This window comes from Pseudomonas ekonensis, from assembly GCF_019145435.1.
In the GTDB taxonomy this organism is placed as follows: domain Bacteria; phylum Pseudomonadota; class Gammaproteobacteria; order Pseudomonadales; family Pseudomonadaceae; genus Aquipseudomonas; species Aquipseudomonas ekonensis.
In genome coordinates, this window is sequence record NZ_JAHSTS010000001.1 from 2,282,855 (window position 1) to 2,298,508 (window position 15,654).

Below are 15,654 nucleotides of genomic sequence, written 5' to 3' on the forward strand. Positions count from 1 at the left end.
GAACCGATCTTGATCATTTTTTTTATCCGAGCAGCTTGTAGATGCAGGGGGTGGCGGCCTCGAGAATGCTGTAGTGGTCGGCCTGCAGCGCCTGACCGGCGAACGACTGTCCGCACCATCGGCGCCAATGCGCCTCGCTGGCCGCGTTGTCCTGGGTGTGCAGAAGGCTCACGGGGCTGTTGACCCCGTTCCGGGGGGCATAGGCGCTCAGCGCCTGTTGGTTGGCCGCGAAGACCGCCAGGCGACGCTCCAGCTGGGCGTCGTCCAGGCTGTCCGGGATCAGGCCGGTGCGGCGGGCCGCCGCGACGGTCGCCGCGTCCCGGTCCGGTTGCGCCATGAGCTGGCTCAGGCGCTCGGCCGAGAAGGGCAGGTCCACCGACAGCGAACGGGCCAGATCCACCAGGTAGGCGCCCAGCGGCCACGCCAGGGTCGGCGACGCCAGGCCTGGGGCAGGCGCGTCGATCAGCAGCAGCCGGCGCACGGGCTGGTCGTGCGTTTCGAGCTGGCGAGCCATTTCGAAGGCGATCACACCGCCCATCGACCAACCGCCCAGGTAGTACGGCCCGGTCGGCTGCACCCGGCGCATCTGTTCGATGTAGGCCGCGGCCAGCGCCTCGATGCTGTCGCCGGGCGAGGTGCCTTCTTCGAGCCCGGCGGACTGGAACGCATGCACGTTGAAGTCGTCGGGCAACAGGTGCGCCAGCCGGACGTAGGGCGACACGGTTCCGCCCACGGCATGCACCAGGAACAGGTGCTTGCTCCCGCCCTCCCTGAGCTGCATGCGAGTCGAGCTGCGTTCGGCATCGCCCTGGCTGATCTTGCGGACAAAGGCCCCCAGGTCCGCCGACTCGAACACCTGGCGCACCTCGGCGGCGAGGCCGAGTTCCCGGTTGACCTGGTCGACCATCTTCATGGCCAGCAGCGAATGGCCGCCTTTCTCGAAGAAGTTGTCGTTCAGGCCGATCGCGTCGAGCTTGAGGGTCGATTTCCAGATGTGCGCCACGCTCTTTTCAAGTGCCGTGGCCGGCGCCTGCGTCGCCGGATCGCTCTGCCGGGGCGTGCCCGCCAGGGCGGACAGCGCTTGCCGGTCGACCTTGCCGTTGTGCAGCAGCGGCAGTCGCTCAAGAAAGCTGAAGCTCATGTCCGCCATGTGGCCAGGCAGGGAGCGCGACAGGAAGTCCCGCAGTTCGGCGGCGCTCGGCTGCGCGCCGGCGACGCACACCAGGTGAGCGGTGAGGCCGCAAACGTCGCCAGCGTGGGTTTGCACGCCGACCACGGCCTGGCTGACGAGCGGGTGCGCGCACAGCTGCATTTCGATTTCGCCCAGCTCGATCCGCATGCCGCGCAGTTTGATCTGCTGGTCGTTGCGGCCGAGGTATTCGATATCGCCGCTGGCGAGGTAACGGGCCTTGTCGCCGGTCAGGTACATGCGGCTGCCCGGTGCGCCGTAAGGGTCGGGAATGAATCGTTCAGCGGTCAGTTCCGGCCGGTTGAGGTAGCCGCGCGAGAGCTGCACGCCGGCGATGTACAGGTCGCCGGTCACGCCGACGGGCACCGGTTGCAGACGGGCATCGAGCAGGTAGGTGCGGGTATTGGCCACAGGCCGGCCGATCGGCACGGCATGGCGGCTTTCGTCGGGGCTGCATGGCCAGAAGGTGACGTCGATCGCTGCCTCGGTCGGCCCGTACAGGTTGTGCAGCGCGGTCGCCGCAAAGCGCGCGAAGAAGTCATTCTGCACCGCCGTGGACAAGGCCTCGCCACTGCTGAAGACCCTTCGCAGCGAGCGGCAATGGCCGGCCTGGGTATACGCGATGTAGGCACTGAGCATCGAAGGCACGAAGTGCGCCGTGGTCACCCCATGCCGTTCGATGAACGCTTCGAGGTAGCGTGGATCCTTGTGCCCGTCGGGGCGGGCCACCAGCAGTCGGGCACCGACGCTCAGCGGCCAGAAGAATTCCCAGACCGAGACATCGAACGAGAACGGCGTCTTTTGCAGAACCTTGTCCGCAGCGTCCAGCGGGTACTGGGCCTGCATCCACTGAATGCGGTTGATGATCGCCTGATGGGTGTTCAGCGAGCCTTTCGGCTTGCCGGTGGAGCCGGAGGTATAGATGCAGTAGGCCAGGCCCAGCGGATCGACCGTTCGTTGCGGATTGCTGCGCGGCAGGTCGGCCAGGTGCGCGGCGTCTGCGTCCAGGCACACATGCCGGTAGGCACGCAGCGGCGCGCACGCCTGCAAGGCCTGCTGGGTCAGGACCATCACCGGCGCCGCATCGGCCAGCATGTAGGCGACCCGCTCGTCGGGGTAGTCCGGTTCGACCGGCACGTAGGCGGCGCCGGCCTTGAGGATGCCCAGCAAGCCGATGGTCATTTCCAGGCTTCTGTGGGCATGCACCGCGACCAGGTCATCGTTTTTCACGCCCTGGTCGATCAGGTAGCGGGCCAGCTGGTTGGCCCGCTCGTTGAGCTGCCGGTAGCTGAGCGACCGGGTTTCGAAGGTGAGCGCAATTGCATCGGGCGTGCGCTCGACCTGGCGCTCGAACAACTGATGCAACGCGGCCACGGGCTCGTAACGCACTTCGGTGGCGTTCCACTGCACGAGCGTCTCGTGCCTTTGCGCCGCAGACAGCAACGGGAAATCGGCGATCGCCTGTCCCGGATCGTCCACCGCCGCGCCGGCCAGGTTGATCAAATGGCTGGCCATGCGTTTCACGGTCGCGGCGTCGAAGAGGTCGCGGTTGTATTCCCAGCGCATCTGGTAGCCCTGATCCGATGGCGTCAGTTCCAGGCTCAGGTCGAACTTGGCGGTCGTCGTCCCGATGTCGAACGGTGCGACGTCCACGCCGGGCAATTGCAGGGCCTGCGGGACGGTGTTCTGCAGCACGAACAGCACCTGGAACAACGGCGGGCGGCTCATGTCCCGAGGCAGCTCCAGGGCCTCGACGACCTTCTCGAAGGGCAGATCCTGGTTGGCGTAGGCGCCGAGGGTGGTCTGGCGAACCTGTTCGAGCAACGCGCTGAAACTCGGGTTGCCTTCCAGCCGGGTGCGCAGGGCCAGGGTGTTGACGAACAGGCCGATCAACGGCTCGACCTCTGCCCGGGTGCGGTTGGCGATGGGGGTGCCGACGACGATGTCGTGCTGGCCGCTGTAGCGGGCAAGCAGCAGGTTGAACAGGGCCAGCAGGGTCATGAACGGCGTGGCGCCGTGCCGCTGACCCAAGGTGTCGATCTGCCCGGACAGCTGACGGCCCAGCGACAGGCTGAGCGCCTGCCCGCGGTAGGTCTGGAGCGCCGGACGCGGCCGGTCGGTCGGCAGCTCCAGGCTGGCGGGGGCGTGGGCCAGCTGTGCGCGCCAATAGTCCGCCTGCGCCGTGAACACGCGGGGCGCCTGCCACTGGCGCTGCCAGGCGGCGTAGTCGGCGTACTGGATCTCCAGCGGCGGCAAGGACGCCGGCTGTCCTTGGGCGAGGGCCTGATAGAGCGCCATGACCTCGCGGCTGAGCACGGCGATGGACCAGCCGTCGCTGATGATGTGGTGCAGGGTGAACAGCAAGACATGCCGTTGCTCGCCGAGCTGCAGCAGGGTGGTGCGCAGCAACGGCCCTTGTTCGAGCGAGAACAGTTGCCCCGCCTCGGCCTCGGCCAGATGGCGGGCCTGTTCGAGCGGTTGCCCATGGCCGCGCAGATCGAGGCAGGTCAGCGCGGCGGGGACGGCCGGATGAACCTTCGCCAGCACCTGTCCGTCGCTGTCGAGGGCAAAGGTGGTGCGCAGCGGTTCGTGACGCGCGGTCAGCTCGGTCAGGCAGCTTTGCAGCAACGTCCGGTCCAGCGCTCCGTTGAGTTCCAGGGCTAGTGCGATGTTGTAGGCGGCGCTGGAGCGCTCGAGCCGGTTCAGGAAGAACAGGCGTTCTTGCGCGAAAGATGCGCTCCTCGCGCCGGGGCCGGCGTTGGCCGCGCGGATCGGCTGGCCGCTGGCCGCCGGGCTTTGGCCCAGCCGCGGCAGCAGTTGTTCGATGGTCGGGGCCTCGAACAGCGTGCGCAGGGCCAGGTCCACTTGCAGTTGCCGGCGGATGCGCGACACCACTTGGGTCGCCAGCAGCGAGTGTCCGCCGAGGGCGAAGAAGTCATCGGTGACACCGACCCGCGGCAGGTTGAGGACATCGGCCCAGATCTGCGCCAGTTGGCGCTCGCCGTCGTTGCGCGGGGCGACGTGGTCGTCTTCCAGCGCATCGTTTTGGGGGCGCGGCAAGGAGCGCTTGTCGACTTTGCCGCTGGGGGTCAGCGGCAACGTGTCGAGGCAGACGAAGGCGCTGGGCACCATGTAGTCCGGCAGGCGTTGCTTGAGCTGCTCCCGGATCGCGCCGAGGTCCAGCGTATCGCCACCCTTGGCGACCAGATAACCCACCAGTTTCTTCAGGCCCGGACGATCCTCCCTGACCGTCGCCGCTGCGGCGGCCACGCCCTCGAGGGTCATCAGGGCCTGTTCCACTTCGGCCAGCTCGATGCGGAAACCGCGGATCTTGACCTGGTGGTCGGAGCGTCCCAGGTACTCGATGCTGCCGTCCGGCAGATAGCGTGCGACGTCGCCGGTCTTGTACATCCGCGCGCCCGGCACCGGGCTGTGGGGGTTGGGGATGAAGCGTTCGGCGGTGATGTCCGTGCGCTCCCAGTAGCAGCGCGCCAGGTGGATGCCGGCGATGTAGAGGTCACCGCGCACACCCACGGGCACAGGCTCCAGGTCGGCGTCGAGCACATACATTTGTGAGTTGAACAGCGGTTTGCCGATCGGCGGCAACGCCGGCCACTGCGTCGGGTCGCCGGTGAGGCGGTAGCCGGTGACGAAATGCGACTCGGTGGGGCCGTACTGGTTGTGCAGCAAGGCTGCGGGCAGTTTCTGGAACAGCTCGACGACTTCCTGGGTGACCTGCAATTGCTCGCCGCCGCAGACAATCTCCCGAAGGCAAGCCAGCTGATCGAGGTCGGCGGCGGCGTCGGCGATCCCCTGCAAGGCCACGAACGGGATGAACAGGCGGGCGATGCGTTGCCGTTCGATGAGTTCGAGCAGCAGCACCGGATCCTTGCGGGTTTCTTCACTGACCATCACCAGCGTGCCGCCGCTGGCCCAGGTGGAAAAGAACTCGTCGAAGCTGACGTCGAAGCTCAGCGGCGAGAATTGCAGCGTGTTGTCGCCCTGGCCCAGTTGCGATTCGGTGAGTTGCCATTGCACCAGGTTGGTCAGCATCTCGTGGGTCAGCGCGGCGCCCTTGGGCTGGCCGGTCGAACCCGAGGTGTAGATCACGTAGCACAGGCTCAGCAGGTGTTGCGGCTGGCTCGGATTGACCGGTGACTCGTTCCAGGCGTCGTCGCAGCGGTCCATGCAGACCAGGGTTTCGCAGCAGCCTTCGACGCGGGGGAGCAGGCTGGTGAGGGTGACGATCAGGTCGGCCCGGGCATCCTGGGCCATGAAGCGCAGGCGCTCGGTCGGATAGCTTGGGTCCATGGGCACGCACACGGCGCCGGCCTTGAGGATGCCGAGAATCGCGACCGGAACGTGCAGCGAGCGCTCCAGGCAAATGCCCACCAGGGTGTCAGGCACCACACCGGCGCGTTGCAGGTAGCGGGCGAACTGGTTGGAACGCGCTTCCAGTTGGCGGTAGCTCAGTGATTCGTCGCCGAAGACCGCCGCCGGCAGGTCGGCGCAACGCTCGGCCATTTCCGTGAACAGACTGTGCACCGGCAGCGGGCGGAATGCCTGCTGCGTCGCGTTCCAGCCGTGGAGCAGTTGCTGTTTGTCCGCCTCGGTGATCATCGCGATCCGCCGCAGCGGCTGGTCCGGCGCCGCCATGGCCGAACGGGCCAGCGTCTCGAAGTGGCTTGCCATGCGTTCCACGGTCGCGGCGTCGAAGAGATCGCGGTTGTATTCCCAGCGCATCCGGTAGCCCTGGTCCGATGGCGTCAGCTCCAGCGTCAGGTCGAACTTGGCGGTGGTCGCCTCGACCGCCAGCTGCGCGATCTCAAGGCCCGGCAGGGTGAACGCCTCGGTCGGCGCGTTCTGCAGCACGAACATCACCTGGAACAACGGCGAGCGGCTCATGTCCCGAGGCAGTTCCAGGGCCTCGACGACCTTCTCGAACGGCAGATCCTGGTTGGCGTAGGCGCCGAGGGTGGTCTGGCGGACCTGTTCGAGCAACGCGCTGAAGCTCGGGTTGCCTTCCAGCCGGGTGCGCAGGGCCAGGGTGTTGACGAACAGGCCGATCAACGGCTCGACCTCTGTCCGGGTGCGGTTGGCGATGGGGGTGCCGACGACGATGTCGTGCTGGCCGCTGTAGCGGGCAAGCAGCAGGTTGAACAGGGCCAGCAGGGTCATGAACGGCGTGGCGCCGTGCCGCTGGCCCAAGGCGTCGATCTGCCCGGACAACGGCGCGTCCAGCGACCGCTGGATTACCTGCCCGCGGTAGGTCTGGATCGCCGGACGCACGCGGTCGGTGGGCAGCTCCAGGGTGGTGGGGGCGTTGGCCAGGTGCTCGCGCCAGAAGGCGGTCTGGGACTCGAACTCGATGGGGGCCTGCCACTGGCGCTGCCAGAAGGCGTAGTCGCTGTACTGGATCTCCAGCGCCGGCAGCGGGCAGGGCAGGCCCTGGGCGAAGGCCCGGTACAGGGCCATGACTTCGCGGGCCAGCAGGGCGATGGACCAGCCGTCGCCGACGATGTGATGCAAGGTGAACAGCAAGGCATGCCGTTGCTCGCCGAGCTGCAGCAGGGTGGTGCGCAGCAACGGCCCTTGTTCGAGCGAGAACAGTTGCCGGGCCTCGGCCTCTGCCAGGCGGCGGGCCTGCTCGAGCGGTTGCCCATGGCCGCGCAGATCTAGGCAGGCCAGCGCGGCGGGAGCGACCGGCTGGACCTGCGCCTGGGCCTTGCCGTTCTCGTCGAGGATGAACGTGGTGCGCAGGCTGGCGTGGCGCTCAATGAGCGTATCGAGACAGCGCTGCAGCACCGCTACGTCCAGCGGGCCGTTCAGTTCCAGGGCCAGCGCGATGTTGTAGGCCGCGCTGTCGGGTTCGAAATGGCTGAGGAAGAACAGGCGCTCCTGGGCGAAGGACAGCGGCTGAAGCGTTTGCGGCAGCGTGTAGGCGAGGATCGGCGGGCTTTCTCGGCCCGTCTGTGCGTCGAGGTTGTCGACCAGTTGGGCGATGGTCGGCGTTTCGAACAGGCTGCGCACCGGGATGTCGATCTTCAGGTGCTTGCGCATCCGGGAGATGACCTGGGTCGCGAGCAGCGAGTGGCCGCCCAACTCGAAGAAGTTGTCGGTGACGGCGACGTCCTGCCGCTTGAGGACCTGTTGCCAGATGTCGGCGATGGCCTTTTCCAGGGGCGTGGCGGGCGGCTGGCCGGGTGCCGTCCGGGCGACCGGCTCCGGTGCGGGCAGGCGCTTGCGGTCGATCTTGCCGTTGGGGGTCAACGGCAGTTGTTCGAGCACCACGAAATGGTTGGGGATCATGTAGCCGGGCAAGGTCAGCCCCAGGTGCTGGCGCATGGTCGCCGGTTCCAGCGCGTGGTTCTCGGCAAGCCGCAGGTAGGCGACGATCTGCCGCTCGCCAGGCAGGTCTTCGCGGACGGCGACCACGGCCTGGAGCACGGCGGGGTGGCGATCGAGTTGCTGCTCGATTTCCCCCAGCTCGATGCGGAAACCGCGCACCTTGACCTGGTTGTCGATCCGCCCGAGGAACTCGATTTCACCGTTGGCCAGCCAGCGAACCAGGTCGCCGGTCTTATACAGCCGTGCGCCCGGCTCGCTGGCGTACGGATCGGGGACGAACTTCTGAGCGGTCAGTTCGGCGCGGTTCAGGTAGCCGCGGCTGACCCCCTCGCCACCGATGTGCAGTTCGCCCGGGCTGCCGATGGCGCACAGGTGGCCGCTTCCATCGAGCACGCGCAGCACCGTGTTGGCGATCGGTTCGCCGATGGGGCAGTGGGTCGAGGTCACCCGGCCGACCGCCGACCAGATGGTGGTTTCGGTCGGCCCGTACATGTTCCACAGCGACTCGGTGCGTTGCAGCAGTTTGTCCGCCAGCTCCGGCGCCAGGGCCTCGCCGCCGCACAGGGCCTTGAGCTTGAGCGTGCTTGGCCAGCCGGCTTCGAGCATCAGCCAGTAGGTCGAGGGCGTGGCCTGGATGACCGTCGCGTCATGGGCCATGGCCAGCTTGATCAGCGCATGCCCGTCAGCCGCCGCCTCGCGCTCGGCCAGAACGATGCTGGCGCCGCTCACCAGCGGCAAGAACAGTTCCAGGACGCTGATATCGAATGAAATGGAGGTCACCGCCAGTAAGCGGTCCGTCGCGCCGATGCCGGGCTTCTCCGTCATCGAACGGAGGAAATTGACCACCGCGCGATGGGGCACCTGAACGCCTTTGGGCAGACCGGTGGAGCCCGAGGTGTAGATCACGTAAGCGGTGTTCAGGGCGGCGACGGGAGGACGGGTGACGACGGCGGCCCGGTCCGGTTCGAGGTCCTCCAGCGTCACGACGGCGGGCGCGTGCCCGGCGAAGGCCTCGGCGTATTGGCGCTCGGTCAGCAAGACGGGCGCCTGCGAGTCCTGGAGCATGTGCAGCAATCGGGCGTGCGGGTAGGCCGGATCCATAGGAACGTAGGCGGCCCCGGCCATCCAGGTGCCGAGCAAGGCCGCCACCATGCCGATGGAGCGGTCCAGGCACACGGCCACGCAACTGTCCGGCCCGGCGCCCAGGTCCAGCAGGTGCGCGGCGATGGCTTGGGCCTGCTGTTCGAGCTGGCGATAGCTCACCTGCCGCCCGGCGCAGACGATGGCCGTGGCGTCGGGTGTCAGCCGAGCCTGATCGAGGAACAGGTCGTGTACGCAGCGCTCGGCCGACAGGGCGAAACCGGCGTCGGGCAACGGCGCCAGCCGGGACAGGCGCTCCGCCGGCGGCAACAGCTCCAGGTCGCCGATGGGGCGGCCCGGATCGGCGACGATGGACGCCAGCAAGACGTGCAGGTAGCCGCACAGGCGCTCGATGCTGTCCCGGTCGTACAACGCGGTGCGGTATTCGAAGAAGCCGCCCAGCTCGCCGTCGCGCATGTGCATTTCCAGCGACAGGTCGAACTTGGCGAAGCGGCTGTTTTGGGGCAGCACGCTCGCGGTGGTGGCGTCGAGCGTCAGCGCCTGGGCGACGTCCTGGTTGAAGAAGGAGAACATCACCTGGAACAGCGGCGAGTGGTTGAGCTCGCGGGTAGGGCTCAAGGCTTCCACCAGCCGCTCGAAGGGCACGTCCTGATGCTCGTCGGCATCGAGCAGGCGCGATTGGGCCTGTTTCAGGTAGTCGGCGAAGGGTTGCCCGGCACCGACCTGGCTGCGGAACACCAGGGTGTTGACGAAGAAGCCGATCAGCGCCTGTGTCTGCGCGTCGTTGCGGTTGGCGACCGGATAACCGACGCTGATGTCGGCCTGATTGCTCAAGCGGAACAGCAGGCTGTTGAACGCACAGAGCAGCGTGGCGAACAGGGTCGCCTGGTGGCGCTGGCTGAGCTGCTGGAGGCGTTCCGTCAGGTCGCGGGGCAGTTCGAAATGCACCCGCTCGCCGGCGTGGTCCAGGCGAGGGGGGCGGGGACGGTCGCTCGGCAGCTCCAGCACGCCCGGCGCCCCTTCGAGCCGGCTTGCCCAGTAGTCCAGCTGGGTCTGGAGCGTTTCGCCCTGCAGCCAGTCCCGTTGCCAGTGGGCGTAGTCGGCGTAGTGCACCTCGAGTTCCGGCAGGACGGGATCGTCGCCGCGCACCTGCGCGTTGTAGAGCGCGCTCAACTCATTGAGCAGCAGCGTCATGGACCATCCGTCGGAGACGATGTGGTGCAGGGTCAGCAGCAGGATGTGCTCCTGGGGGCCGACCCTGATCGCGCTGGCGCGGATCAGCGGGGCCTGGGCCAGGTCGAAGGGCCTGGCCGCTTCTTCATCGATGTACTGCTGCAGCGTGAGGTGCCGGTCATGCAACGCTTGCAGGTCGATGCACGCGATCTGCAGCGGTGCGTGGTGTTCGATGACCTGCACCGGCAGGTCGTCGGCCATGTCAAAACGGGTGCGCAATGCCTCGTGGCGTGCGATGACCGCATTGAGGCTGTGTTCGAGCGCGTCGAGGCGCAGAGGGCCCTCGATCCGGCAGGCCGCCGGTATGTTGTACAGGCCAGTGCCCGGCTCATATTGCTCAAGAAACCACAAACGCTGTTGAGCGAAGGAGGTACTGAATTGATCTGACGACATGACTCACACTCTCATCTGGTTTCTTGTGCAGGGCGTTTGCGGTGCATCGGGCTCCTCCGGGCCTTGGCGGGTAAGGCCAAGGCCCGGACCGACGTTCAAGGCATTGCTCAGTCGACGGCCCGGTTGCGCGCCAGGCGCTTGATCGGCGGTGCCGATGCGCGCGGCGTGCGTTTCTGCGCGTCGAGCCAGGCCGCCATGGCCGCGACCGTCGGCGACTCGAAGAGCACCTTCAGCGGCGGGCTCAGCGCGTACAAAGCCTGGGTTCTGGCGAGGATCTGCGTGGCCAGCAACGAATGCCCGCCCAACTCGAAGAAGCTGTCGTTGACCCCGATCCGGGGAACCTTCAGCACGTCTTGCCAGATTTCGGCCAGTGCCGTTTCGGTGGCCGTGCCGGGCGCGACGTAGCGTTCGTCCGAGGTGGCCAGGCGCACGTCCGTGGCCGGCAGCGCCTGGCGGTCGATCTTGCCGTTGGCGTTCAGCGGCAGGGCATCGAGCACCACGAAGAAGCTCGGCAGCATGTAGTCGGGCAAGGTCTTGGCCAGGTGCTGGCGCAAGCGGGCGCTGTCGGCCTCGCTGGCGCTGGCGGCGACGAACGCCACCAGGCAAGGGGCGCCGCCGGCATCGTCGCGGGGCACGACCACGGCCTCGCGCACGGCGGGGAAGTCGAGCAGGGCATTTTCGATTTCCCCCAGTTCGATGCGGAAACCGCGGATCTTGATCTGATGGTCGCTGCGGCCCAGGTACTGGATATCGCCCGAAGGCAGGTAGCGCCCGCGGTCCCCGGTGAGGTACATGCGTCCGCCGTCGGCACCGTGCGGGTCGGGCAGGAAGCGTTCGGCGGTCAGGTCGGGACGCCCCAGGTAGCCACGGGCGAGCTGCACGCCGGCGATGTAGAGGTCGCCGATGACCCCGACCGGCACGGGCGCCAGGGCTTCGTCCAGGATGTACATCCGCGTATTGGCCACCGGCCGGCCGATCGGCACCAGCGCGTGGCGATAGTCGGGCTGGCATTGCCAGTAGGTGACGTCCACCGCCGCTTCGGTGGGGCCGTACAGGTTGTGCAATTGGGCTTGCGGGTAGCGTGCGAGAAACTGGTTGGCCACCGTGACGGGCAGCGCCTCGCCGCTGCTGAACACCCGCCGCAGCGGGCTGGCGTGCGGGGCGGTCCGGGCGGCGAGAAAGGCCTGCAGCATCGAGGGCACGAAGTGCAGGGTGGTCACGCCCTGGGCCTGGATGACCTCCATCAGGTAGGCCGGGTCCTTGTGCCCCTCGGGCTTGGCGATGACCAGCCGGGCTCCCTGCAGCAGCGTCCAGAAGAACTCCCAGACCGAGACATCGAAGGCGAACGGGGTCTTCTGCAAGACCCGGTCATCGCTCGACAGGCCGTACTGTTCCTGCATCCACAGCAACCGGTTGACCACGGCGGCATGGGTGTTCATCGCCCCTTTCGGACGGCCCGTCGACCCCGAGGTGTAGATGCAGTAGGCCAGGCATCGGGCATCCCCGTGCTGGAGGTTGCCGGTGGGCTGGCCGGCGATCAGCGCCTGCTCGGTGTCCAGCCACAGGGTCGGCAGCGAATGACCGGGTAGGCAGTGCCGCAGGCTTTCCTCGCAGAGCAGCACGACAGGCTTGGCGTCTTCGAGCATGTAGGCCAGGCGTTCGGCCGGGTAGTGCGGGTCGAGGGGGACGTAGGCGCCGCCGGCCTTGAGGATCGCCAGCAGGCCGATGACCATCTGTGGGCCGCGCTCCAGGCACAGGGCCACCAGCGAGTCGGGCGTGACCCCGCAGCCGACCAGGTGGTGGGCCAACTGGTTGGCCGAGGCGTTGAGCCGGGCGTAGCTCAACGGCTGCCCCTCGAAGACCAGGGCAATGGCGTCGGGGCTGCGTTCGGCCTGTTCTTCGAACAGGGCGTGCAGGGTTTTCGTCGTCGGGTAGTCCCTGCCGGTGTCGTTCCATTGCTGCGTCAACCGCTGCATTTCGCTGTCGCGCAGCAAGGGCAGATGGCCGACCGGCACCTGGGGCCGGGTGGTGGCGCCGTCGAGCAGCAGGAGGTAGTGATCCAGCAGGCGCTCGACGCTCTGCGCAGTGTAGAGCCCGGTGTTGTACTCGCACGCGAGCTCCAGGCGGCCGCCTGCGTAGTGCACCTCCACCTTCAGCTCGAAGGCCGCGTGGTGGATGCTGCCGGCGTGGTGTCCGGCGATGCTGATGCGCCGGTCTTCCGGGCCCGCCTGGCGTGGCGGGATCCGGGCCAGTTCGCTGTGGAAATTCATCACCACTTGGGCATAGGGCGTGCCGGTCGCCTGCCGGGTGGGGGCCAGATGTTTGAGGATCAGCTCGAAGGGAATCTGCTGGTCGTAGGTGCTCAGCAAGCGCTGCGCGGTGCTCTCGAGCAGGGCGGCGAAGCTCGTGCCGGCCGGGACATGGCTGCGCAGGGGCACCACGTTGATGAAGTTGCCCACCAGGCCTTCGGTGCCTTGCGGACGGTTCGCGGACATCACCCCGAGGCACAGGTCATCCTGCCCGGTCATGCGGTGCAGCAGCACCGTCATCGCACTGAGCAGGACCATGAACAGCGTCGCGTCATGGCGTTGCGCGAAGGTTTCCAGCTGGCGGGCGAGCGCCGGCGGCACCTCGACCGTTTTCACCGCGCCTTCCTGGGTGTGGCCGTCCTGACGCGCAAAATCGATCGGCAGATCCAGCGCGGTCGGGGCGCCCGACAGGTGCTTGCGCCAGAACGCCAGGCGTTGCTCGAGCCACTGACCGGTCAGGTACTGCTGCTCCCAGACGGCGTAGTCGGCATAGTCGATGGCCAGCGACGGCAGATCGACGGCATGGCCGCTCGCGAGCGCGTCGTAGATCGCCAGGAACTCCGTCTCCAGCACTTGGCTCGACCAGCCGTCGCAAATGATGTGGTGCAGGGTCAGCAGCAACACATGCCGCTGCGGCGCGCTGCGCAGCAGGCACGCGCGGATCAGCGGCCCCCGGGAGAGACTGAAGGGGCGCTGCGCTTCGCGGCGGATGGCGTCGTCGATGTCGGCCGGTCGGCTCAGGTCGATCTGCTCCAGGGGGATGCGCAGCGCGGGCAGGATCCGTTGCCGCAGGACACCGCCTTCGCTGTCGAACAGGGTGCGCAGCGGCATGTGGCGCTCCACCAGCGTGTCCAACACCTGTTGGACGAGCTGCGGATCCACCGGGCCCTCGATGTCCAACGCCAGGGGCAATGAATAGAACGGGTTTTCCGGCTGGTATTGGTCGAGGAACCAGAAGCGCTGTTGGGCATAGGACAACGGCAACGGATCGCTGCCCGTTGCGCGGACGATGGCGGGCAGGGCGGGAACCGAACTCGCCGATGCGTTGGCGATGGCGCGGGCCATGGCACGCAGGGTCGGCGAGTGGAAGAGCGTGCTCAGCGGCAGCTCGACGTCAAACCGCTTGCGCACCTCCAGCATCATCTGCGTGGCCAGCAGGGAGTGTCCGCCCAACTGAAAGAAACTGTCGTGGCTGGCGATGTCGGGCCGATCCAGCGTGGCTCGCCAGATCGCCGACAGCGCCGCCTCGATGTCGGCCAGCGCCGGATCGTCCTGTACCTCCTGGCCGTCGGCGTGATCTTGCCGGTGCCAGGCCCAAACGGTCTTGATGGCCGCGTCCTGGAACAGCTGCCGGCAGCGGGTGCGCTGGATCTTGCCGCTGGACGTGCGGGGAATGGCGCCGGTCTTGACCAGCAGCAGCGCCGACAGGTCGAAGACCTCATGCCGCTCGGCCAACTCGGCCTGCAAGCGGGCCACCAGCGTGTCGGTGTCGGGCTGATGCCGCGCCTCCAGCTCCTGCACCACCACCAGTTGGGTGGACTCGCCGTCTTCGATGGAGAAGGCGGCGCATCCGTTGGCGCGGAATGCCGGATCCAGGGCTTCGACCGTGATTTCGATGTCTTGGGGGTAGATGTTGCGGCCGCTGAAGATCATCACTTCCTTCAGGCGACCGGTGATGTACAGCTCGCCCTCGCTGACGAAACCCAGGTCGCCGGTGCGGAACCAGCGCGCATCGTCATCGCTGGCGCGGGTGTGGAACACGCGGCTCTCTTCTTCGCGGCGCCAGTAGCCCCGGGCGGTCGACGGCCCGCTGATCCAGACTTCGCCCACCTGTTCCGGGCCGAGCCGGACGGCGGTCTGCGGATGGAAGATCGCCAGTTGGTGGTCGGCGGTGACCACGGTGCCGGTGGCGACGACTTCCACGGCGTCCGCGGCGTGCGGCTGGGGTTCCACCCGGCCGCTTTCCAGGGCGCTCTTGCTGATGCTGCGGATCTTCGGCAGTTGCCCGGCGGCAGTGCCGGTGTTGGCGCTCACCAGCAACACCGACTCCGCCATGCCGTAGGCAGGAATCATCGACTGCGGTTGCAGCCCGCACTCGGCAAACGCGTCCACGAACGACCGCAAGGTCGCCGGGCGGATGCGTTCGGCGCCGTTGACCGCGATGTCCAGGCAACTCAGGTCGATGGACTGCTTCTGCGCTGCGCTGATGCGCTGCACGCACAGCTGGAAGGCGAAGTTGGGCCCGCCGGTGACCCGGGCACGGTAGTCGGCGATCAGTTTCAGCCAGCGGAACGGGCGCATCACGAACGCCGCCGGAGGGAACTGCACGCAATGCCCGGCCAGGTAGACCGGCAGGATGATGGCGCCGATCAGGCCGAAGTCGTGATGCGGGGGCAGCCATGACACGAAGACGTCTTGCTCGCGGATCCCGTAGGTGCGCTTCGACAGCTCGACGTTGGCCAACAGGTTCGCGTTGCTGACCATCACGCCTTTCGGAGCGCCGGTCGAACCGGAGGTGTATTGCAGGAACACGATGTCGCTCGCCTCGGTCGGCGGGCGCCGCCAGTGTTCGCTGGCGTCGTCCAGGGTGTCGCTGGCCAGCCACGTGAGGCCGGTCAGCGGGCTGTCCGCCTCGCTGTCCGCCGTCATGCGGTCAAGGGCGCCGGACACCTTGTCGAGGGTCAGGGCGAGGGCGGGTTGCGAGTCGATCGCCAGCAGTTGCAGGCGCGGCAGGGTCTTGGCGTTGGCCGGCGACAGGGCCGGCACCGCGATGACACCGGCATAGACGCAGGCATAGAACGCGATGATGTATTCCAGGCACGGCGGATACACCAGCAGCACCCGGTCACCCGGGCGGGTCAGGCGCTGAAGGTGGGCCGCCAGGCTGCGGGCCTTGCGGTCCAGTTGGGCGTAGGTCAGCGAGCCGCTGACCGAATCGCCGTCATCCAGGTAGGTGAACGCCAGGCGTTCGGCGCTCTGCTCGCCTGGCGAGGCTCTGAACCGGACGACATCGAGGAGGGTGGCGAAGGTGTGCATCGGGGACTTGTCCATGTCACGGCTCTGAAGAATTCGCGGTTTCGT

The 15,654-nt window shown here is 67.4% G+C and carries 2 protein-coding genes; both read right to left on the reverse strand.

Features of this window, described 5'->3' with window-relative positions; all coding sequences use genetic code 11:
- Window positions 1–22 precede the first annotated feature (22 nt).
- Window positions 23–10,264, reverse strand: coding sequence for a non-ribosomal peptide synthetase (locus KVG96_RS10120; protein WP_217891901.1), 10,242 nt, complete (start codon window positions 10,262–10,264; stop codon window positions 23–25).
- A gap of 107 nt (window positions 10,265–10,371) precedes the next feature.
- Complete coding sequence (locus KVG96_RS10125) at window positions 10,372–15,624, reverse strand: non-ribosomal peptide synthetase (RefSeq protein WP_217891902.1); 5,253 nt, start codon at window positions 15,622–15,624, stop codon at window positions 10,372–10,374.
- Window positions 15,625–15,654: the final 30 nt, after the last annotated feature.

Excerpts from the sequence above, each read along its gene's own strand:
- KVG96_RS10120 (WP_217891901.1), bottom strand. The coding sequence starts at position 10,264 with ATGTCGTCAGATCAATTCAGTACCTCCTTCGCTCAACAGCGTTTGTGG.
- KVG96_RS10125 (WP_217891902.1), bottom strand. The coding sequence starts at position 15,624 with ATGGACAAGTCCCCGATGCACACCTTCGCCACCCTCCTCGATGTCGTC.